Raw genomic sequence first — 22,565 nt, 5'->3', positions numbered from 1 at the left:
TGCGCGGTGCTAAGGTGCCGCCCATGTTCGACATCACCCCGCAACTCGACTGCAACGGCCGCGTGCTGCGACTGGATCGCACGCGCGTCATGGGCATCGTCAACGTCACGCCGGATTCGTTCTCCGACGGCGGCGAGCACGCGACCACCGAAGCTGCGATCGCGCACGGCGTGCGGCTGGCGGAAGAGGGCGCGGACATCCTCGACGTCGGCGGCGAAAGCACGCGCCCCGGCGCTGACGAAGTGCCGCTCGAAGAAGAATTGCGCCGCGTGATCCCGGTGATCGAAGGGCTGGTGCGCGCGACGACGCTACCGATCAGCGTCGATACGTCGAAGCCCGAAGTGATGCGCGGAGCGGTCGCGGCAGGCGCGGGGATGATCAACGACGTGTATGCGTTGCGACGCGAGGGCGCGCTCGATGCGGCGGCGTCGCTCGGCGTGCCCGTCGTGCTGATGCACATGCTCGGCGAACCGCGCTCGATGCAGGAATCGCCCGTGTACGACGACGTGGTGTCGGACGTGCATCGCTTCCTCGCCGAGCGAATCTTCGCGGCGGAGATGGCGGGGATTCCGAAAGCGCGGATCGTCGTCGACCCCGGGTTCGGGTTCGGCAAGACGTCGGACCACAACCTCGCGTTGCTCGCGCGGCTGGAGACGATCGCCGAGCTCGGCGTGCCGGTGCTCGCGGGGCTGTCGCGCAAGCGGACCATCGGCGACCTGACGGGTCGGCGCGATCCGCACGACCGCGTCGCAGGTTCGGTCGCCGCACACCTGGTCGCAGCGCAGCGCGGCGCGAAGCTCGTGCGCGTGCACGATGTCGCGCCCACCGTCGATGCATTGAAAGTCTGGGCCGCGATCGCCGCGCAACCCGCGGTCCGCCCGCGCGAAGCGAAGCCGGCGATCCGCTGCCCCGACGAGGACTGAGTCCCGCTGGGCGATTCAGCAACACGAATGCGCCGTAAGCGTTTCCTGCCCTTGCATGCGCAGGCGTACGCAGCCTAGTCTCGAACCTCGCCCGCAAGGTGGTGGTCGCATGTCCCCGGTCGACGCATGACTCCCGCGCACGAGCCCACGGCCTCCGTCGAGACCGCGCTGGCGCACGCGTCGCGGTTGCTCGCGACCGATCCCGCGATGGCGGGCCGCCAGGCCGCGGAAGTGCTGCGCGTGGTCGGCGACCATCCGGTCGCGCGGCTGCTGCTCGGTGCATCGCGCAACGCATGCGGCGATGTCGAAGGCGCGACGCGCATCCTCGAACCGCTCGCGCAGGAACAACCGAAGTCACCCGCCGTGCAACTCGAACTCGGCATCGCGCTCGGGCGGAGTGGGCGCGGCGACGATGCGGTCGCGGCGCTGCGGCGCGCGGTCGCGCTGAAACCGGAACTGCCGCGCGCATGGCTGGCGCTCGGCGACCACCTGTCCGCGGTCGGCGACAGCCAGGGCGCCGAAGCCGCGTACGCCGCGCACCTCGTGCATTCGGTGCGCGATCCGCAACTGATGCGCGCGGCAGCCGCATTGCAGGCCAATCGCATCCCCGAGGCCGAAGCTCTGCTGCGCGAACACCTGCGCGCCACGCCCACCGACGCCCCCGCGCTGCGCATGCTCGCCGAAACGCAGGCGCGCCTGGGCCGCACCGAGGACGCCGAGTCGCTGCTCGCGCGTTGCCTTGAACTCGTTCCGGGGTTCGACGCCGCGCGCCATCACTACGCGATGGTGCTGCACCGCGCGAACAAACCGCTGGAAGCCCTCGTCGAAGTCGACGCGCTGCTCGCGAAGGATCCCGCGAACGCCGGTTACCGTAACCTCAAGGCCGTCGTGCTCTCGCGCACCGGCGATTACGACGGCGCGATCGTGCTGTACGACGCACTCGTGCGCGAGTATCCGCACCACGCGCGCCTGTGGCTCAGCTTCGGCCACACGCTGAAAACCGCGGGGCAGGGCGCGCGTTCGATCGAGGCGTACCGTCGCGCCGCGACGCTGGAGCCGGGCTTCGGCGACGCGTGGTGGAGCCTGGCGAACCTCAAGACGTTCCGCTTCGAGCCGGAAGACCTCGCGACGATCCGCGCGCAACTCGCGCGCACCGATCTCGCGTCCGAACACCGCCTGCACCTCGACTTCGCACTCGGCAAGGCGCTCGAGGACGCGGAGGAGTACGCCGCGTCGTTCGAACACTATCGCCGCGGCAACGCGCAGCGCGTCGCGCTGGTCCCGTGGGCCGCCGACGACAACACCGCGCGCGTGCGCAAGGCGATGGCCACCTACACGCCGGCGTTCTTCGCCGAACGCGCGGGCAGCGGATGCGATGCGCGCGATCCGATCTTCATCGTCGGCATGCCGCGCGCCGGTTCCACGCTGGTCGAGCAGATCCTCTCCAGCCATCCCGATGTCGAAGGCACGATGGAGTTGCCGGACCTGCTGTCGCTGACGCGCGAGTTGCGCCGTCGCGGCGAAGCGAGCGGCGCGCGCCATTACCACGACGTCGTGCCCTCGCTCGAGCTCGATGCACTGCGCGCCATCGGCGAGGACTACCTCGATCGCACGCGCGTGCACCGCAAGGCGGGCGCGCCGCTGTTCATCGACAAGATGCCGAACAACTTCCAGCATGTCGGCCTGATCCACCTCGCCTTGCCCAACGCGAAGATCATCGACGCGCGCCGGCATCCGATCGCGTGCGGCTTCTCGGTGTTCAAGCAGCAGTTCGCGCGCGGGCAGGACTTCAGTTTCCGGCTCGAGGACATCGGCCACTACTACCGCGATTACGTCGCGCTGATGGCGCACTTCGACGAAGTGCTGCCCGGCCGCGTGCATCGCGTGCATTACGAAACGATGGTCGAGGACACCGAGCAGGAAGTGCGCCGGTTGCTCGCCTATTGCGGCTTGCCGTTCGACGACGCATGCCTGCGCTTCTTCGAGAACGATCGTCCGGTGCGGACGGCGAGCGCGGAGCAGGTGCGTCGCCCCATCTATCGCGAAGGCCTGGACCAGTGGCGGCATTACGCGCCGTGGCTCGGTCCGCTGGAGCAGGCATTGGGCCCGGTGCTCGCGGCGTATCCCGCCGTGCCCGCCGGGCTGCACTTGGAGTGAAAAAAAGGAAGTCACGCAGTTCAACTTGAAGGAGGGGTGGGGGATGTCGATCTCGAAGAACGCGCGGCGCAAGGTCGCGCGCAAGCCGCTGGCGCGGTTGCCGCTGGCGATGGCGGTGTGCATCGCGTGTCATCCGGGCCTGTTGCTCGCGCAGGATGCCGCGCAGCAGGAGCCACCGGCGCAGCAACAACGCACCGCGACGCTCGAAACCGTCACGGTCACCGCACAGAAGCGCGAAGAAAACCTGCAGAAGGTGCCGATCAGCATCCAGGCGGTCGACACGCAGACGCTGGAACAACACCAGGTCGCCAACTTCAAGGACTACGTGAAGCTGCTGCCGAGCGTCACGTTCGGTACCGCGGGCGGCGGTGTGTTCTCCGGCCCCGGCTTCCTGCAGGTGTACATGCGCGGCGTCGCGAGCGGCGGCGACGGCAACCACTCCGGTTCGCAGCCCAGCGTCGGCGTGTACCTCGACGAGCAGCCGATCACCACGATCACCGGTGCGCTCGACGTGCACATGTACGACATCGCGCGCGTCGAGGCGCTCGCCGGTCCGCAGGGCACGCTGTACGGCGCGAGCTCGCAGGCGGGCACGCTGCGCATCATCACCAACAAGCCGGACGCCAGCGAGTTCGACGCCAGCGTCGCGACGGAAGTGAGCATCACCGAAGGCGGCGGGCTCGGCCACGTGCTCGAAGGCATGGTGAACGTCCCCATTCGCGACGACGTGGCCGTGCGCGTGGTGGGCTGGAATCGCCACGACGCCGGGTACGTCGACAACGTGTGGGGCACGCGCACGTTCCCGACCTCGGGCATCGTGCAGGAGAACGGCCTGCTCGCGCAGAACGATTACAACCAGGCCACCGCCACGGGCGCGCGCGTCGCGCTGAAGTGGGACATCAACGAAGACTGGTCGATCACGCCGATGATCATGGGCCAGAAGCAGACGGCCACCGGCAGCACAGGCTGGGATCCGAGCGTCGGCGAGTTCGCGGTCAACCACGCGTATCCGGAATCGTCGAAGGACAGCTGGATGCAGACCGCGCTGACCGTGCAGGGCAAGGTCGGCAATTTCGACGTGACCTACGCGTTCGGCCACCTCAAGCGCGACGTCGATTCGGAAGCCGACTACAGCGACTACGGGTTCTGGTACGACACGCTGCACGGGTACGGCGAGTACTTCTACGACGACGACGGCGCGCTGGTGAATCCTTCGCAGTACATCCTCGCGAAGGACGAGTACCGCATGACCAGCCACGAGCTGCGCATCGCGTCCCCGGCGGAGAACCGCCTGCGCTTCGTCGGCGGCGTGTTCTGGCAGGAGCACGAACACGACATCGAGCAGCGCTACAAGATCGACAGCCTCGCGTCGATCCTGGAAGTTGGCGGCTGGGAAGACACGATCTGGCTGACCGAACAGGACCGCAAGGACCAGGATGAAGCGGTGTTCGGCGAACTCACGTTCGACATCACCGATGCGTGGTCGGTCACCGCGGGTGGTCGCTGGTTCCGCGCGGAGAACAGCCTGAAGGGCTTCTACGGTTTCGGCATCGGCTATTCCGACGGTGGCGATCCGCCGTACGGCGAGGGCGCGTGCGTCGCGTTCTATGGGCCCGATCGTGCGAACTGGGTGCCGTACGAGGGCGCGCCCTGCCTGGTGAACGACCGCCAGGTGAAGGAATCGGGATCGCTGGGGCGCTTCAACGTCACGTGGGACATCAGCGACACGAAGATGTTGTACGCGACTTACTCGGAAGGTTATCGCCCGGGCGGCATCAACCGCCGCGGCTCGGTGCCGCCGTACCAGTCGGACTACCTGAAGAACTACGAGCTCGGCTGGAAGTCGACGTGGCTGGACAACCGCCTCGCGTTCAATGGCGCGGTGTTCCACCAGACATGGGACGACTTCCAGTTCTCGTATCTCGGCGCGAACGGCCTGACCGAAATCCGCAACGCGGCGAAGGCGCAGATCGACGGCCTCGAAGCGGAACTGCAATGGGCGGTGTCCTACAACTTCATGTTGACGGGCGGCCTTGCCTGGTACGACGCCGAGTTGTCGGAGGACTATTGCGGGTACGGCGACGCGGCCAACAACCCGATCAGCTTCTGCCCGCCGGGTTCGATGAACCCGACCACGGGCGAGGTCAACGAGATCGGGCCGCTCGCGGTCGCCGGCGATCGCCTGCCGATCACGCCGCGCTTCAAGGGCAACCTGACCGGGCGCTACACGTGGGACGTCGGTGCGTACGAGTGGTACGCGCAGGGCGCGGTCTTCCACGTCGGCGATCGCCAGACCGACTTGCGCGACCTCGAACGCGGCGTGTTGGGCAGCGACTTCGACTTTGGGCCGTACCAGCGCCTGGATTCGTACACGACGCTCGACCTGTCGGCCGGCCTGCAACGCGGCGCGTGGAAGCTGGACTTCTTCATCCACAACGCCACGGATGAAGTGACCGAGCTCGCCAAGTTCGCCGAGTGCAACATCGGCACGTGCGGCGCGCAGCCGTACACGGTGAGCACGCCGCCGCGCACGTTCGGCGTCCGCTGGTCGAGGGACTTCTGATCGCTTTGCGATCAAAAACATAGGGTGCATGCCACACCCCACCCCAGCCCTCCCCTGACTCAGGGGAGGGAGCAAACGCCGGACGGTCCGATACACTCGCGCCGTCCCTGGGGAGCCCTTCGCAAATGACCGCCAGCACGCCGCTCGTCGTCACCTTCGCCATCTACCTGCTCGCGATGATCGTCATCGGCGTCGTCGCCTGGCGTTCGACGCGCAGCTTCGACGACTACATCCTCGGCGGGCGTTCGCTCGGCAGCTACGTCACCGCGTTGTCGGCGGGCGCGTCCGACATGAGCGGCTGGTTGCTGCTCGGGCTGCCGGGTGCGATGTTCGTCGGCGGCCTGTCGGAAGCGTGGATCGCGGTGGGCCTGGTCCTCGGTGCGTGGGCGAACTGGAAATACGTCGCCGGCCCGTTGCGCGTGTACACCGAACGCACGAAGAACGCGCTCACGCTGCCGGATTACTTCACCCATCGCTTCGACGACCGCAGCCGCATCCTGCGCGTGATTTCGGCGATGGTGATCCTGGTGTTCTTCGCGGTGTATTGCGCGAGCGGCATCGTCGCCGGCGCGCGCCTGTTCGAAAGTGTGTTCGGCGTGCCTTACGCGCAGGCGTTGTGGTGGGGCGCGGGCGCGACGATCCTCTACACGCTCGTCGGCGGCTTCCTCGCGGTGAGCTGGACCGACACCGTGCAGGCGACGCTGATGATCTTCGCGCTGGTGCTGACGCCGGTCGTGGTGGTCGTCGGCGCGGGCGGATTCGGCGAGAGCCTGGCGTTGATCGAATCGGTGGATCCGGCGCGACTGGATCCGTTCAAGGGCGGCGCGCTCGGCTTCGTCGGGATCGTGTCGCTGCTCGCGTGGGGCCTCGGCTACTTCGGCCAGCCGCACATCCTCGCGCGCTTCATGGCGGCCGACGACCTGCGCACGATCCCGAAGGCGCGCCGCATCGGCATGACCTGGATGATCGCGTGCCTGGCCGGTGCATGCGCGGTGGGCTTCTTCGGCATCGCGTATTTCGCCAGCCATCCGGGCGGCGAAGCGGTGCATGCGAACCCGGAGCGCGTGTTCATCGTGCTCGCGAACCTGCTGTTCAATCCGTGGGTCGCGGGCGTGCTGCTGTCGGCGATCCTCGCGGCGATCATGAGCACGCTGTCGTGCCAGCTGCTCGTGTGTTCCAGCGCGCTGACCGAAGACTTCTACCGCGGCTTCCTGCGACCGAAGGCTTCGCAGCGCGAACTCGTGTGGTTCGGTCGCGCGATGGTGCTCGCGGTGTCGCTGCTCGCGATCTGGATCGCGCGCGATCCGGAGAGTCGCGTGCTGGGTCTTGTGAGTTACGCGTGGGCCGGGTTCGGCGCCGCGTTCGGGCCGGTGGTGCTGTTCTCGCTGTTCTGGTCGCGCATGACGCGCAACGGTGCGCTCGCGGGCGTGTTGCTCGGCGCGGGGATGGTGATCCTGTGGAAGCAGATCGCCGTCGACCAGTTCGGCAGCGGGCTGTACGAAATGGTGCCGGGTTTCGCGGCCGCGTCGATCGGCATCGTCGTCGCGAGCCTGCTCGATCGCGCGCCGGTCGACGAAGTGCGCGCGACGCACGCGCAGGTGCATGCGGCGCTGACCGAGAACGGGTACTGAGGCGGGCCGCGATGAGGTCAGCGCGATGAACACGGCGGCGAGCGACGGGCGCGAAGATCGCCGCCCGCGCGCGCTCGCCATCGCGGGGCCGACGGCGTCGGGCAAGACCGCATTCGCGCTCGATTGTGCGGAGCGTTTCGGAGGCGAAATCGTCAGCGTCGATTCGGCGCTGGTGTATCGCGGCCTCGACGTCGGCGCGGCCAAGCCCACGCGCGAAGAGCGCGCGCGCGTGCCGCATCACCTCATCGACGTGCGCGATCCGTGGGAGACGTACTCCGCGGCCGACTTCGCGCGCGATGCGCGCATCGCCATCGACGACATCGTCGCGCGCGGCAAGCTGCCGATCCTCGCTGGCGGCACCGGCCTGTACTTCCACGCGCTGCTGCACGGCCTGGCGCCGATGCCGGAAGCCGATCCCGCGTTGCGCGCGACGATCGCCGGGGAAGCCGCGCGCGCCGGCTGGCCTGCGATGCACGCGCAACTCGCGCAAGTCGATCCCGATGCCGCGCGTCGCATCCACGCGACCGATCCGCAACGCATCCAGCGCGCGCTGGAGGTGTATCGCGCGAGCGGGAAGCCGATCAGCGAATGGCAGCGCATGCACGATCGCGATCGCGTGCCGCTGCGCGTGTTCAAGCTCGTGCTCGCGCCCGGCGATCGCGCGGTGTTGCACGCGCGCATCGCCGCGCGCTTCGACGCGATGCTCGACGCCGGCTTCCTCGACGAAGTACGCGCACTCCGCGCACTGCCGGGCCTGGCCGCGCATCCGGCCCCGCTCGACCTGCCCGCGATCCGCGCCGTCGGCTATCGCCAGGCGTGGGAGTTCCTCGACGGGCAGGGCGACGCCGCCACGTTCCGCGAACGGACCATCGCGGCCACCCGCCAGCTCGCCAAGCGCCAGTGGACATGGCTGCGCGGCGAGCTCGACGCGGTCTGGGCCGACCCTGCGCGCGACCGCAAACGCATGGATCGCCTGGTCGAAGGCTTCCTCTGAGGCCGGACCGGGACGCAGTCATGGGACCGGCATGCGCCGGGTTGTGTACGATGCCGGCTGTCGCCGCCGCGGGGAGTGCGGGTCAGGCGACGCGCGGTTCCCTGCCGCGCCCGATAAACACAACAACAATTGGGGGAACACCCATGTCCAAGGGCCAATCTTTGCAGGACCCTTTCCTGAACGCGCTGCGCCGCGAGCGCGTCCCGGTCTCGATCTACCTCGTCAACGGCATCAAGTTGCAGGGAACGATCGAGTCCTTCGACCAATTCGTGGTCCTGCTGCGCAACACCGTCAGCCAGATGGTCTACAAGCACGCGATCTCGACCGTGGTGCCGGCGCGCAACGTGCGCGTGGGTCCGGGCGGCGGATACGTGCAGGCGGCCGAGCCGGGCGCCGAAGGTGCCGAGGGCGACGGGGCGGACGAGCAGGAATAAGGCGAAAGCGGGAAACGGGAAACCAGGAGCGGGAAACGGGAGCGACGGGTTCGTCGCGCTTCGAGATCGCTGGCCGAAGAATGCGTATCGCGTCCTCTGAACACGGCCTTTGCGATCTTCGACCAACGTTGCGATCGGTCTGATCGATCCCCACTCTCCCGTTTCCCGAGTTTCCCGTTTCCCGATCTCATCCATGTTCGAACGCTCCAAGAAAGGCGAAACCGCACTCCTCATCCAGCCCCACGCCGGCGGTCCGCCGGATGACGGGGCGGTCGAGGAGTTCGCGGATCTCGCGCGGTCCGCGGGCGCGCGCGTCGCGCACCTGCTCACCGCGCGCATCGACCGGCCCAATCCCGCGACGCTGATCGGCAGCGGCAAGCTCGAGGAAGTGAAGGCCGCCGCGGATGCGACCGGCGCCGACCTCGTGCTGGTCAACCATCCGCTCAGCCCCGTGCAGGAGCGCAACCTCGAGAAGGCGCTCGAACGCCGCGTCGTCGATCGCACCGGCCTGATCCTCGACATCTTCGCGCAGCGTGCGCGCAGCCACGAAGGCAAGCTGCAGGTCGAACTCGCGCAGTTGCGCCACATGGCCACGCGCCTCGTGCGCGGTTGGACCCACCTGGAACGCCAGCGCGGTGGTGCGATCGGCCTGCGCGGCCCCGGCGAAACGCAGCTGGAAACCGACCGTCGACTGCTGCAGAAGCGCGTCGAACAATTGCAGCGCCGCCTGGAAAAAGTCGAAGTGCAGCGCACGCAGATGCGTCGCGCACGCGTGCGCAGCGAACTGCCGCGCGTCGCGCTCGTCGGCTACACGAACGCGGGCAAGTCGACGTTGTTCAACGCGCTCACCGGCGCCGATGCGTACGCGGCCGACCTGTTGTTCGCGACGCTGGATCCCACCGTCCGCCGCATCGCGTTGCCGGGCGGTTCGGTCGTGCTCGCCGACACCGTCGGCTTCGTGCGCGATCTTCCGCACGAACTCGTCGCCGCATTCCGTTCGACCCTCGCCGAAGCGCGCGAAGCCGACTTGCTGCTGCACGTCATCGATGCCGCCGACCCGTTGCGCGACGAACGCATCGCCCAGGTCGACGCGGTGCTCGAGGAAATCGGTGCGGGCGAGATCCCGCAGCTGCTCGTCTACAACAAGATCGACCGCATCGAAGGCGCGAGTGCACGCCACGACCTGCCCGCCGACGGTCACGACCACACACTTCCGCAGGGCACGCGCGAGCGCGTGTGGCTTTCGGCGCGCGACCGCGACGGCCTCGACCTGCTGCGCGACGCCCTCGGGGCGCGCCTCGGCCTGCGCCGCGTGTCGGGTGAAGTCCAGCTCCCGCCGGGGGCGGGGCGCCTGCGCGCCCGCCTTCACGAGCTGGGCGCGGTGCTGGCCGAACATCACGACGAACACGGCTGGACCCTGAGCCTGGACCTGGCCGAGGCCGATGCCGCGCGGATCGTCGCCCATGCCTACGGCGAGCCGCTCCGGCCGCTATTGCTTGAGGGTGCATCCACCCCAACCTAGAATCGGAGCGTTTTTACCCCCGCCCGATCACGCACAGGAGCGTGCATGGCCTGGAACACCCCCGGCGGTTCGTCCAACAAGGACGGCCGCAACCCCTGGCCGCCCCGGCGCGGCGGCGGCGGATTCGACCGCTTCCTCGACCCGTTGCGCGGCCTCTTCGGCGGCGGGGGCGGCGGCATCGGTCGCTGGATCGCGGTCCTCGCGATCCTCTGGCTCGTTTTCAACACTTTCGTGCTGGTGACCGAACAGCAGCGCGGGGTCGTGTTGCGCTTCGGCCAGTTCGCCCGCGTGCTGCAGCCGGGTCCGCACTTCAAGTGGCCGTGGCCGATCGAGCGCGTGACGAAGGTCGACGCGACCACGATCCGCACGTTCAACGACACCGTGCCCGTGCTCACGCGCGACGAGAACATCGTGCGCGTCGAAATCAACGTGCAGTACAGCGTCGCCGATCCGCGCCAGTATCTGTTCAACACGCGCGACGCGGGCCTCGTGCTCCAGCAGGCGGCGCTCAGCACCGTGCGCGAACAGGTGGGTCGTTCGCCGCTCGACACCGTGCTCGGCGCGCGCAACCAGCTGTCGGTCGCGGCGAAGCAGCGCCTGCAGGCCTCGCTCGATGCGTACGGCACGGGCCTGGTCGTCACCGAACTCAACCTGCCCAACGCGCGACCGCCGGATGAAGTGAAGCCCGCGTTCGACGACGTCAACAGCGCGGGACAGGACAAGGATCGCCTCACCAGCGAAGCGCAGGCGTACGCGGCGAAGGTCGTGCCGGAAGCGCGCGGCCAGGCCGCGCAGATCCGCACCGGCGCGCAGGGCTATCGCACCGCGAACATCGCGCGCGCAACGGGTGACGCGCAGCGCTTCACGCTGCTGCTCGATCAGTACCAGGGCGCCCCGGACGTCACGCGCAAGCGTTTGTGGCTCGAAACGCTGCAGGACGTGCTCGGCAAGAACCGCAAGATCGTCGGCGATGGTCGCCAGTTGCTGTACGTCCCGCTGGGATCCGGCGCTGCGCAATCGCAGGCGCCGACCGTCGTGCCGCTCGAAACCGCACCCGCCGTGCAGACGCTCGGCCCCGAAGGCCGTCCGGCCCGCGGCGATCGCCGCCAGCGCGAGGAGGAATCGCGATGAGGTTTCCCGTCTGGATCGCAGGCGCCGTCGCCGCGCTGCTCCTGTTGCTCGGTTCCGTGTACACGGTGAAGGAAGGCGAGGGCGCGATCGTGCTGAACCTCGGCCGCGTCGTGCGCACCGACGTCGGCCCCGGCCTGCACTTCAAGTGGCCGCTGATCGAATCGGCGCGCGTGTTCGATCGCCGCCTCAACGTGCTCGACTCCGACCCCGAGCGCTACCTCACCTCCGAACGCAAGGACGTGAGCGTCGACTTCTTCGCGATCGGTCGCATCGAAGACCTGCGCGCGTTCTACCGCGCGACCAACGGCAACGAAGAACTCGCCGTGCAGCGCCTCGCGCCGATCATCCGCGACTCGCTGCGCAACGAGATCAACGCGCGCACGCTGTCGCAGGTGGTGTCGGGCGATCGCGCGCAGATCGTCGACCGCCAGCTCGCCTCCATCAACCGCGGCGCGGCGACGCTCGGCGTCCGCATCGTCGATTTGCGCATCAAGCAGATCGACCTGCCCACCGACAGCGAAGTCATCGGCAACGTGTACAGCCGCATGCGCGCCCAGCGCCAGCAGGTCGCCAGCCGCCTGCGCGCCGAGGGCGAGGAGCAGGCCCGCCAGATCCGCGCCAACGCCGACCGCGACAGCCAGGTGATCCTCGCCGAGGCCGAGCGCGACGCGCAGAAGCTGCGCGGTGAAGGCGACGCCGAGGCCGCACGCATCTACGGCGCGGCCGCGGGTCGCGATCCGTCGTTCTTCGCCTTCCAGCGGAGCCTCGACGCCTATCGCGAAGCCTTCAAGAGCGGCGATACGGTCATCGCCCTCGACAAGGACGACCCGTTCCTCCAGTACATGAAGTCTGACCGCTGAGGTCGATCTTCACGCGACAAGGGTTCCGGCCAGCGTCGGAATCCCGGATAATCCATAAAAGCCGGACGGGCCCCCAGCCCTCCGGCTTTTTCCGTGAATGAGCGGATCATTTTCCAGCGAGGAGTAAGGCCGTGGGCCAGTCAGTCGTCGTTCTCGGTGCCCAGTGGGGCGATGAAGGCAAGGGCAAGATCGTCGATCTGCTCACCGAGGAAATCGGTGCAGTCGTCCGTTTCCAGGGCGGCCACAACGCCGGCCACACGCTGGTGATCAACGGCAAGAAGACCGTCCTGCACCTGATCCCGTCCGGCATCCTGCGCCCCGATGCGCTGTGCCTCATCGGTAACGGCGTGGTGCTGCATCCCGGCGCACTGCGCAAGGAAATCGACGAACTCGAAGCGACCGGCGTCGACGTGCGCTCGCGCCTGAAGATCAGCCCGGCCACGCCGATCATCATGCCGTACCACATCGCGCTCGATCAGGCGCGCGAGAAGGCCGCCGGCGGCAAGGCCATCGGCACCACCGGCCGCGGCATCGGCCCGGCGTACGAAGACAAGGTGGCGCGTCGCGGCATCCGCGTCGCCGACCTCAGCTATCCGAAGGAACTCGCGGAGAAGCTGCGCGCGACGCTCGATTACCACAACTTCGTGCTGACCAATTATTTGAAGGTCGAAGCCGTCGACTTCCAGAAGACGCTCGACGAAGCGCTCGCATTCGGCGAATACGTCGAACCGATGAAGTCCGACGTCGCCGGCATCCTCCACGACCTGCGCAGGCAGGGGAAGAAGGTGCTGTACGAAGGCGCGCAGGGTTCGCTGCTCGACATCGACCACGGCACCTATCCGTACGTGACTTCGTCGAACACGACGGTCGGCGGCGCGCTCGCCGGCACCGGCGTCGGCGCGGATGCGATCGACTACGTGCTCGGCATCGCGAAGGCGTACGCCACGCGCGTCGGCGGCGGCCCGTTCCCGACCGAACTCGATGACGAAGTCGGGCAGGGCATCCGCGACCGCGGCCAGGAATACGGCGCCACGACTGGCCGTCCGCGTCGCTGCGGCTGGATGGACATCGTCGCGCTCAAGCGCGCCGTCGCCATCAACGGCATCACCGGCCTGTGCATCACCAAGCTCGACATCCTCGACGGGATGGAGAAGCTGAAGATCTGCATCGCGTACGAATACCGCGGCAAGCGCACCGAGTACGCACCGCTCGACGCCGCCGGCTGGGAAGAATGCACGCCGGTCTACCTCGAATTCCCCGGCTGGAACGAGAGCACCCACGGCATCACCGAGTGGGACAAGCTGCCGGCCGCCGCGCGTGCGTACCTGCGCGCGCTCGAGGAGTTGGCGGGTTGCCCGCTGGCGATCGTGTCGACCGGGCCGGATCGCGACGCGAACATCGTGTTGCAGGATCCGTTCGCGTAAAAAGCGGACGCAGGCCATCGATGCATCTCCCCGCGTGGGAGATGCATCCTGCGGCGGAACGTCGCAACTGTCGCGAGTCCATGCGGACGCGACCGCTTTAAGTGCATGGAAGGATCTGCCACCACGCAGCGAATCCTCCAGATGTCTCGCGGCCAATGAGACCAAAAATGCGCCCTCGGGTCTTCCACCAACCGCAGGGTGCATCCGATGAAGAAGCATGTCCTCTTCGCTGCCGTCGCCGCGACGCTGTTCGCCGCGCCGGTCCACGCCATCAAGATCAACGACCACGCGATGGTCGCCAACGTCGCCAACCCCGCCAACGTCGGCGGCGGTGCCTCCAACGTCTACGACACGTTGCGCACGGCGAGCCTCGCGTCGCAGTTCGATGCGGTCGGCCGCCTCGGCGATTGCACGGCGACGTGGCTCGGCGCCGAAGGCGACTACGCCTGGGTGTTGACGGCCGCGCGTTGCGTGCGCAACACGAACCTCGTGCACAACGCCGACCACCTGGTGTTCACCAACAAGGACGGCATTGCGCTCGCCGGCGGCGCGGGCAGCACGAGCTACATCCACGCCAACCGCATCAACAAGCCGAGCAGCGTGCGCGAGGCCGGCACGGATATCGCGCTGGTGCGCATGAAGCGCCTGCCTGCGTCCAACACGCACGCGCCGGTCGCGCCGGTGTTGTACGACGGCGCCGCTGAAGCGAACGTCCCGGTCGGGTTCGTTTCGCATGGTCCGGTCGTCGGCGCCGGCGTGGGCATGACGGCCGCGTGGCCGACGACGGGCGAGCGCCGGGCGTGGGGCGAGTCGGTGATCGGCAGCGCAACGGAGCAGGGTCACGCGCTGACGTCGCGTTTCGCGATGGGCAGCGCCACGCATTGGGCCGGCGTTTCCGAGGGCGACGCGGGCAGCCCGTGGTTCCAGCAGCGCGATGGGAAGTGGCAGATCGTCGGTGCCACGAGCGGCGGCACGATGGTGCAGTCGAACGGCGTGCGCGTGTCGAAGTACGCCCGATGGATCAATGATCTGTTCCCCGCGGCTCGCCTGGCCAGCGAAGCGCCGGTGGGTCTGCCGTCGCCTGCGCCGGCCATCGAAATCACGGAGACGAACGGGTACGTCTCCTATCCCCAAAGCTCGAATCTGGCATTCATCGGCAATGGGTCGCCGGAACTGATCGCGCCGCTCGATGCGATCAACGTGAGCAACGAAACGGGGGTGCGCCACACGGTCACGGCGTACCTGCGCAATACGCAGACGGGTGCGAAGATGCCCGTCGTGTTTCGCGCGAGCCGAAGCAATGGCTGCGGCGAGGTGGCGATCAACAACGCGTTCGCGTGTGGCGCCTCGGTTCCGCGCGTTTCGTACGACCCGGCGCTGAATCCCGGCCTGCCCGCAGGGACGTGGGTCGGCACCCTCCATTTCAAGCTCGTCTACTGGAACGACGGTTCGCGCGGTGGGCAAATCTGGCTGGATGCCGCCATCAAGGTGGCCGCACCGCCGACCGCACGCGTCGATTTCGAAACCGGCACGAACCTCAGCGAGACGTTCTCGTCGAACGTGTACTTCACCGTGCCGACGCAGGCGGGTGCCGCGGGACCCACCAGCGGGCACTACGTGAAGACCACGACAGGCCACAGCACGATCACCGTGCAGGGGCGTGACGCGATCACGGGTGTTGCGAAGACATTGAAGTTGCGTGCGCAACGCGACAACGGCTGCGCCGATGTCGCGATGAACAACGCAACGGTCTGCAACGGAAGCCCGGCCTCGCACCTGCGCGTCTGGCTCGACCCCAGCGACAACCCCGGGTTGCAGCCGAGCCGATACCGCGCCCGGTTCAACGTGCAGGCGCGCGGGTGGTTCGACCGGTCGTACAGCCAGACGTTCCCGGTGGACGTCGACGTCAACCTGCTGCCGTAACGCGTTGCGCGTCTCCGCTCACGACGCCTCGACCCGTCCATCGGCCACCCTCGGCCGATGGACCTCAAATCCGGTTACCCCTACTGGGCCGTCAAGAACGGATTGATGGCGACATTCCCCGCGTTGCGGCGCGATCTGCGCTGCGACGTGGCCATCATCGGCGGCGGCATCACCGGCGCGTTGATCGCGCGTGACCTCGCGGCGCACGGTCACGACGTCTGCATCCTCGAGCAACGCGATGTTGCCTGGGGGAGCACCGCGGCCAGCACGGCATTGCTGCAGTACGAGATCGACACGCATCTCGTCGACCTGGCGAAGCAATACGGCGATGAGGACGCGGCGCTCGCGTATCGCGCATGCGTCGAAGCGGTCGATGCGTTCACCGACATCGCGCGCGAAGTCCGCGATGTCGGCTTTGCCCGCACGAAGTCCCTGTACTACGCGAGCCGTCCGTGGCACGTGCGGCGACTGCGCGACGAATGCGCGGCGCGACAGCGCATCGGCATCGATGTTCGCCTGCTGGAAGCGGCCAAGGTGCGCGCCGCTTACGGCATCGACGCGCCTGCGGCCTTGCTGAGCGGCGCATCGGCGCGCGTCGATCCTTACCGTTTCGCCTCGCGATTGCTGCAACGCCTCGCACGCAAGGGCGTCGCCATCTTCGATCGCACGACGGTGACGCAACTGCACGCCACCTCGCGCCGCGTGGTACTCGACACCGTCGAAGGTGCGCGCATCACCGCCGACCACGCGATCGTCGCCGCGGGTTACGCCGCGCAGCAGTGGATCCCGCACAAGGTCGCGCGCAATCGCAGCAGCTATGCGTTGATCACCGATCCTCTCGATCGCGACGCGCTCGGCTTCCTCGATCGCACGATCCTGTGGGAAACCGCGAGGCCATATCTCTATCTGCGCGGCACGGAAGATGGCCGCGTGCTCGTTGGCGGCGCCGACGACAGCGTCGACATCCCGCGGCGCCGCGATCGCCGCGTCGAGCGCAAGGCGCGCGCCCTGGTGAAGCAGGCGCAGGCGTTGCTGCCGCAACTGGGGCCGATCGTGCCCGCGTTCTCGTGGGCCGGGACGTTCGCGGAGACCGACGACGGGTTGCCGTTCTTCGGTCCGCATGCGTCGCTGGGTTCGCGCGTGTTGTTCGCGATGGCCTACGGCGGCAACGGCATCACGTACTCGGTGATCGGCGGCGCGCTGTTGCATGCGCACATCGAAGGCCGGGCACATCCGCTCAAGCGTCTGTTCGGATTCGCCAGGATCGATTGATTCGCGCGACACGTCGCCACGCCTTCGGCGAAGCGTCGCAGGGTCTCGCAAGGAATGAGACCAAGAATGCGCAGTGGATTCCCCCAACCACTGCAGGTCCGATCATGAAGAAGCAGGTCCTCCTCCTCGCGCTCGCCGCGACGCTCGGCGCAGCGCCCGCGCACGCCATCCACATCAACGATCACGCGTTCGTCGCCAACGGCGGCGATATGAGCAATGTGCAGGGCACTTACACGAGTGCGTTCAACAAGCTCCACACGGCAAGCCAGGCCTCGCGGTTCGATGCAGTCGGGCAAATCGGCAGTTGCACCGCGACCTGGCTCGGCGTCGAAGGCGAGTACGCGTGGGTGTTGACGTCCGCCAGTTGTGCGTTCAACAAGACGCCGCACCTCACGGCCGCTGTCCCCGGTGCGTTGGCTTTCAGGAACGCCTCCATGGGCTACCCCGTCGCCGTCGGCGGCCCCGGAACCATGAGCTTCGTGCATCCCAACTTCTACGCGCTCCCGGCCGGCACAAGCCAGCATGGTGCCAATCTCGCGCTGATGCGCTTGAAGATCTCCGATAAGAAGAATGCGCCTCTCCGCGGTCCATTGCTCAACGACGTACACGCGGAATCGAACCTGCCCGTGTCCTTCGTGTCCTACGGTGCCATCGGCGTGAACAGCGAAAAGATCCTCAACGCCCCAACTCGGCGTTATTGGGCCCAGTCGTTCATCGATGGCGCCGCCGATGCAGGCAACGCGCTGTTCCAAGGCTTCAAGGCGGGGAGCTCGACGCATTGGGCGCAGCTGCAGCCGACGGACCGCGGCAGCGCTTGGTGGCAGCAGCACAACGGTCATTGGCAGGTCGTGGCCATGAGCAGCGGTAGCGTCGCCGGCCACCCGAAGGGTGTGCGCATGTCGCGATATGCGTCATGGATCAACGACCTCTTCCCGGCCGCGCGACTCGTCAGCGAAGGGAATGCCTCGGTGTTCGATGACGCGGAGGTCACGAACTCGAATCGATTCGATCTCCGTTATACACGGCCCGTGTCGTTTTTCGCGTCCGAAGGCCAGCCCGACGTCATCGTCTCGGGCTCGATCGCAGACCCGGGTTCCGTGATCACCGTGCCCGTCACGAACCTTGAAACGGGCGTGACCCGTTCGGTCGCGTTGACCCCGTCCCGTCACTCGTATCAGAGCAGCCAGACCCTTATCGTCGAGTTCATCGACGCGAACAACACGGCGCTGCCGCCCGGCGTGTGGAAGGGACGCGTCAGCCTCGACGTTGTCACTCCGGCAGGCACCCACCCGACGGCCAAGCTGGATCTGGACATTGCCGTCGTGGGTGCGCCGCAGGAAGGGTTCGACTACCGTTCGAAGAACCTGGCGACAAACGTCGGCGTTTACTTCAGCGTGCCGACGCAGGCGACGGCCTCGGGCCCGACCAGCGGCTTCCGCAACACCAAGCTCGGTCATACGATCATTACCGTGCAGGGTCGCAATGCGATCACCCAGCAGCCGACCGAACTGAAGCTGCGTGCGCAGCGCGTACGTGGGGGCAGCTGCGCCCCGGTCGAGATGAACAACGCGATGCCGTGCGGTACCGACCAGTCGTCGGTCCTCAACATCTGGTTCGACCCGATCGACAACCCGTCGCTGGCCTACGACACGCGTTACGCCGCGAAGTTCAACGTGCAGGCGCGCAGCTTCGGCAACTCGACCGTGAATCAGACCTTCCCGGTCAGCGTGGACGTGAACCTGATGCTGTAAGTGTTTCAAGGCGGTCGCGCTGCATCATGCAGCGCGACCGTTCGCTCATTCCACCGGATCGAAGAGCGCCGCCGACTGCGCGGCGCTTCCGCCACGCTCCCAGCCTCGTACGTTCGCGATCCGATGTTCACCGTCGAAGCGTTGGAAGTGCGGCATCGAGCCGAACGCAACGTTGGTCCATGCCGCGTTGGCATAGACGAACATCGCAGGTTGCTCCGGATTGCGCGCATTCCATTCCTGCAGGGCTGACGCATCCGTCATCCGGTCGGCCGGCATCAGCCAATAGGTGCGGGATCGCGAGAACGCGTCCACGAGGTCGCGCGACGCATTGATGTCATCCAGTGCATTGCGCGAAGCGCGGCAACCCACGACCACAATGATGTGCTCACCACTTCGGTCGACGTTGCGTGCCAGCAACGTTCCATCTCCCTGGAGCGCGAGGACGGCGGGCCGGCTTGCTTCGAAATGCGGTGCATACACGACGCGAGGGACGCTCCTGTCGAGCAGCTCCACCGGGTAGCGCTCCAGCAGGCGGCTGGCCGCATCGAACGATCGGCTCGAGACGAACGCATCGAACATCATCCCGACGTGCCTCGGTGTCACGGCACGTTGCGCCGCCATCGCGTCAAACACACGCGACATCGCCTCGGTGTAGCGCTCCAATTGCGCCTGCGTTCCTTGCAATGCGTAGAACGCGAGCATGTCGGTCGCCTCGAAGGCCGCTGCGAGATCCTCGTTGGAGAGCGAACCCGGCGTCGCGAGGCCCGGTGCAATGCGCTCGGAGTAGCGCCGCTCAAGCTCGGCAAGCCGGACACCTTGCGCAAGGGTTCCGTCATCCGTGACTCGAAGGGCTGCGAAGCCTTCCACCATCGACAGCTTGCCGGCATGCGCGACCGACGCCGCAGCCAGGATGCCGATGCCGAGCATCCGGGAGATGCGCCTCATCAATCGCAGGTTGCTGCCCATGGGGCTCTCCCTTCTTTCGCCGCGTCATTGCGACGCACCGACGTTGAGTCGCAATGGCGCCCCCCGGCAACCTGTTCAACATCATGCGGGAACCGTCGCGTTGCGATTTGCGACCCGGCGAACCGCACACGGTGACGACCCCGTGACGACCCCGACCCGATTCCATGACTTCCGGGAGTGGGGCCGACCCCGCGACGCCTGCACCATCGATGCGTTCCGCCCGCCGGGCGGCCCCGCCCAAGGATCACCGCATGCGTCGCCTCCTCGTTTCCGCCATCGCGATCGCCCTCGCGGGCGCCACCCTCGATGCTTCTGCGCAGGCCGCGGCCGCAACGCCGCATGTCGCACCGCCGGTCGTCGATGCGACGACGCAGCTCCCGCGCAACGTGCGCCCGACGCATTACACGATCGCGGTCGTGCCGCATGCGCAGGCGCTGAAGTTCGACGGCAAGATCGCGATCGACATCGATGTGCTCGAACCGACCGACAAGGTGGTGCTCAACGCGGTCGACATGACGTTCGCGAACACGAGGCTCGTCTCCGCGAAGGCCAAGGGCGCCGCGCTCGTGCCGAAGGCCGCGATCGATGCGAACGCGCAGACGGTCACCTTCACCTTCGACAAGCCGCTCGAACCCGGCAGCTACGTGCTGTCGACCGACTACACGGGCAAGATCGGCACGCAGGCCAACGGCCTGTTCGCGATCGACTACGAGAACAAGGACGGCAAGCAGCGCGCGCTGTACACGCAGTTCGAGGCCTCCGACGCGCGCAAGTTCATTCCTTCGTTCGACGAGCCGAACCACAAGGCCGCGTTCGATCTCACCGCCGACGTGCCGTCGAAGCAGATGGCCGTCAGCAACATGCCGGTCAAGGACTCGAAGGACGTCGGCAACGGGCTGAAGCGCGTGACGTTCGAGACCTCGCCGAAGATGTCGACGTACCTGCTGTTCTTCGGCGTCGGCGACTTCGACCGCGCGACGAAGATGCAGGGTCCCACCGAAGTCGGGGTCGTGACGCAGCGCGGCGTGGCCGACCAGGCGAAGTTCGCGCTCGATTCTTCGGCCGACGTGCTGAAGGAATACAACGACTACTTCGGCACGCCGTATCCGCTGCCGAAGCTCGACAACGTCGCTTCGCCAGGTCGCAGCCAGTTCTTCGGCGCGATGGAGAACTGGGGCGCGATCTACACGTTCGAATACGCGCTGCTGCTCGATCCGACGATCTCCACGCAGTCCGACAAGCAGGGCGTGTTCTCGATCGCCGCGCACGAAATCGCGCACCAGTGGTTCGGCGATCTCGTGACGATGAGCTGGTGGGACGACCTGTGGCTCAACGAAGGGTTCGCGACGTGGATGGCCGCGCGCACCACGCAGAAGCTGCACCCGGAATGGAACACCGTGCTCGGCAAGGTCGGCGCGCGTGAAGCAGCGATGGGCCTCGATGCGGTCGCGACGACGCACCCGGTCGTGCAGAAGGTCGAGACCGTCGAGCAGGCCGCGCAGGCATTCGACGCGATCACCTACCAGAAGGGCAGCGCCGTGATCGGCATGCTCGAAGGCTACGTCGGCGGCGATGCGTGGCGCGAAGGCGTGCGCCAATACATGAAGCGCCACGCGTACGGCAACACGAAGTCGGAAGACTTGTGGCGCGCGGTGCAGGATGCGTCGGGCGTGCCGATCGTCGACATCGCGCACGACTTCACGATGCAGGCGGGCATTCCGCTGATCCGCGTCGAATCCGCGACGTGCACGAACGGCAACACGACGCTGCAACTGAAGCAGGGCGAGTTCACGCGCGATCGTCCGAACAAGCAGGCGCTGACCTGGCGCGTGCCGGTGATCGCGCAGACCGCCGGCCACGAACCCGCGCGCACGGTGGTGCAGGGCGGTGCGGGCACGCTGCAGGTGCCGGGTTGCGGCCCGGTGGTGTTGAACGCGGGCCAGAGCGGTTACTACCGCACGCTCTACACGCGCGAACAGTTCGGCCAGTTGCGCGACGGCTTCGCGCAGCTCGCGCCGATCGACCAGCTCGGCATGATGAACGACGTGTGGTCGCTCGGCATGGGGGGCTTGCAGCCGGCGTCGGATTACCTCGACCTCGCCATGCGCGTGCCGGCCGATGCCGATCCGCAGATCTGGGGCGACGTCGCCGACAGCATGGGGTCGCTCGACCGTTACTATGCGAACGATGCGAAGCGCCAGGAACGTTTCCGCGCGTTCGCGATCAAGACGCTGCGTCCGGCGTTCGATCGCGTGGGTTGGGAAGCCAAGGCGGGTGAAGCCGATCCGATCGCGATCCTGCGCACGCAGCTGATCGGCACGTTGTCGCAGCTGGGCGACGAAGCGGTGATCGCCGAAGCGCGTCGTCGTTTCGCCGCGTCGGCCACCGATGCGAATGCGATGCCCGCGCCGCTGCGTCGCACGATCCTCGGCGTCGTCGCAGAGCACGCGGACGACGCGACGTGGGACAAGCTGCACGCGATGGCGAAGTCCGAGAAGACGCCGCTCGTGCGCGACCAGCTCTACACGATGCTGTCGATCGCCGACGATCCGAAGATCGCGCAGCGCGCGCTCGAACTCTCGCTCACCGACGAGCCGGGCGAGACCAACAGTGCGGGCATGATTTCCTACGTCGCGCAGCAGCACCCGGACCAGGCGTTCGACTTCGCGCTCGCCAATCGCGATGCGGTCGGCAAGCGCGTCGACACGACGTCGCAGAGCCGCTACTTCCCGGGCCTGGCGAGTTCGTCGCTCGACCCGGCGATGGTCGGCAAGTTGCGCACCTACGCCGACCAGCACATCGCCGCCGGCTCGCGTCGCCCGACCGAGACCGCGATCGCCAACATCGAGTACCGCGTGAAGGTCCGCAAGGAGCGCATGGGCGAGATCGATGCGTGGTTGGAGAAGCAGGGGGGCTGAGCGCCTCCGACAGCGGGAAACGGGATAAGCAAGCGCGGGAAACGGGAAACGAAGAGCGGGAAACGGGAGGGAGGGCTTCGCTTCGGCCGGTGGGAC

General features: G+C 67.4%; 15 protein-coding genes. 14 read left to right on the top strand and 1 reads right to left on the bottom strand.

What is annotated here, in order from left to right:
- Window positions 1-23: 23 nt before the first annotated feature.
- The 13 genes from folP (at window position 24) to LK996_RS03610 (ending at window position 18,585) form a co-directional block, all read left to right on the top strand.
- Window positions 24-923, top strand: coding sequence for a dihydropteroate synthase (gene folP / locus LK996_RS03670; RefSeq protein WP_230525798.1), 900 nt, complete (start codon window positions 24-26; stop codon window positions 921-923).
- 126 nt (window positions 924-1,049) lie between these two features.
- Complete coding sequence (locus LK996_RS03665; RefSeq protein ID WP_230525797.1) at window positions 1,050-3,080, top strand: tetratricopeptide repeat-containing sulfotransferase family protein; 2,031 nt, start codon at window positions 1,050-1,052, stop codon at window positions 3,078-3,080.
- A 43-nt stretch (window positions 3,081-3,123) separates the two neighbouring features.
- Entirely contained in the window at window positions 3,124-5,643 is a 2,520-nt protein-coding gene (locus LK996_RS03660) for a TonB-dependent receptor (protein WP_230525796.1), read from the top strand.
- 125 nt (window positions 5,644-5,768) lie between these two features.
- Window positions 5,769-7,274 (top strand): sodium/proline symporter PutP, encoded by a 1,506-nt coding sequence (gene putP / locus LK996_RS03655; RefSeq protein ID WP_230525795.1) that lies wholly within the window; start codon window positions 5,769-5,771, stop codon window positions 7,272-7,274.
- 25 nt (window positions 7,275-7,299) lie between these two features.
- Complete coding sequence (gene miaA / locus LK996_RS03650; protein ID WP_230525794.1) at window positions 7,300-8,268, top strand: tRNA (adenosine(37)-N6)-dimethylallyltransferase MiaA; 969 nt, start codon at window positions 7,300-7,302, stop codon at window positions 8,266-8,268.
- Between the two features lie 143 nt (window positions 8,269-8,411).
- Window positions 8,412-8,702: an RNA chaperone Hfq gene (gene hfq / locus LK996_RS03645; protein WP_230525793.1), complete on the top strand. Its 291-nt coding sequence runs from the start codon at window positions 8,412-8,414 to the stop codon at window positions 8,700-8,702.
- Between the two features lie 193 nt (window positions 8,703-8,895).
- A complete protein-coding gene (gene hflX / locus LK996_RS03640) occupies window positions 8,896-10,224 on the top strand; it encodes a ribosome rescue GTPase HflX (protein ID WP_230525792.1) in 1,329 nt (442 codons plus the stop codon).
- 45 nt (window positions 10,225-10,269) lie between these two features.
- A complete protein-coding gene (hflK, locus tag LK996_RS03635) occupies window positions 10,270-11,355 on the top strand; it encodes an FtsH protease activity modulator HflK (RefSeq protein ID WP_343225846.1) in 1,086 nt (361 codons plus the stop codon).
- On the top strand, window positions 11,352-12,215 hold the full coding sequence (gene hflC, locus LK996_RS03630; protein ID WP_230525791.1) for a protease modulator HflC: 864 nt from the start codon (window positions 11,352-11,354) through the stop codon (window positions 12,213-12,215). Before hflK ends, hflC begins: the two co-directional genes overlap by 4 nt.
- Window positions 12,216-12,346: 131 nt before the next feature.
- On the top strand, window positions 12,347-13,639 hold the full coding sequence (locus tag LK996_RS03625; RefSeq protein ID WP_230525790.1) for an adenylosuccinate synthase: 1,293 nt from the start codon (window positions 12,347-12,349) through the stop codon (window positions 13,637-13,639).
- A 207-nt stretch (window positions 13,640-13,846) separates the two neighbouring features.
- The gene (locus tag LK996_RS03620) at window positions 13,847-15,562 is read left to right on the top strand and encodes a trypsin-like serine protease (RefSeq protein WP_230525789.1); all 1,716 of its coding nucleotides are present in this window, start codon (window positions 13,847-13,849) and stop codon (window positions 15,560-15,562) included.
- 57 nt (window positions 15,563-15,619) lie between these two features.
- Window positions 15,620-16,834, top strand: a complete 1,215-nt coding sequence (locus tag LK996_RS03615) for an NAD(P)/FAD-dependent oxidoreductase (RefSeq protein WP_230525788.1) — start codon at window positions 15,620-15,622, stop codon at window positions 16,832-16,834.
- Between the two features lie 104 nt (window positions 16,835-16,938).
- Window positions 16,939-18,585: a hypothetical protein gene (locus LK996_RS03610; RefSeq protein ID WP_230525787.1), complete on the top strand. Its 1,647-nt coding sequence runs from the start codon at window positions 16,939-16,941 to the stop codon at window positions 18,583-18,585.
- Window positions 18,586-18,630: 45 nt separating this feature from the next.
- Here the strand turns inward: LK996_RS03610 and LK996_RS03605 are convergent, their stop codons facing one another.
- A complete protein-coding gene (locus LK996_RS03605) occupies window positions 18,631-19,551 on the bottom strand; it encodes a hypothetical protein (RefSeq protein WP_230525786.1) in 921 nt (306 codons plus the stop codon).
- A gap of 251 nt (window positions 19,552-19,802) precedes the next feature.
- Between LK996_RS03605 and LK996_RS03600 the strand changes: the two genes are divergently transcribed.
- Window positions 19,803-22,469, top strand: coding sequence for a M1 family metallopeptidase (locus tag LK996_RS03600; RefSeq protein ID WP_230525785.1), 2,667 nt, complete (start codon window positions 19,803-19,805; stop codon window positions 22,467-22,469).
- Window positions 22,470-22,565 lie beyond the last annotated feature (96 nt).

Source organism: Noviluteimonas lactosilytica, from assembly GCF_020866925.1.
GTDB classification, from domain to species: Bacteria; Pseudomonadota; Gammaproteobacteria; order Xanthomonadales; family Xanthomonadaceae; genus Noviluteimonas; species Noviluteimonas lactosilytica.
The sequence above is the reverse complement of the archived record's forward strand: the minus strand, read 5'-3'. Positions and strand labels throughout refer to the sequence as shown.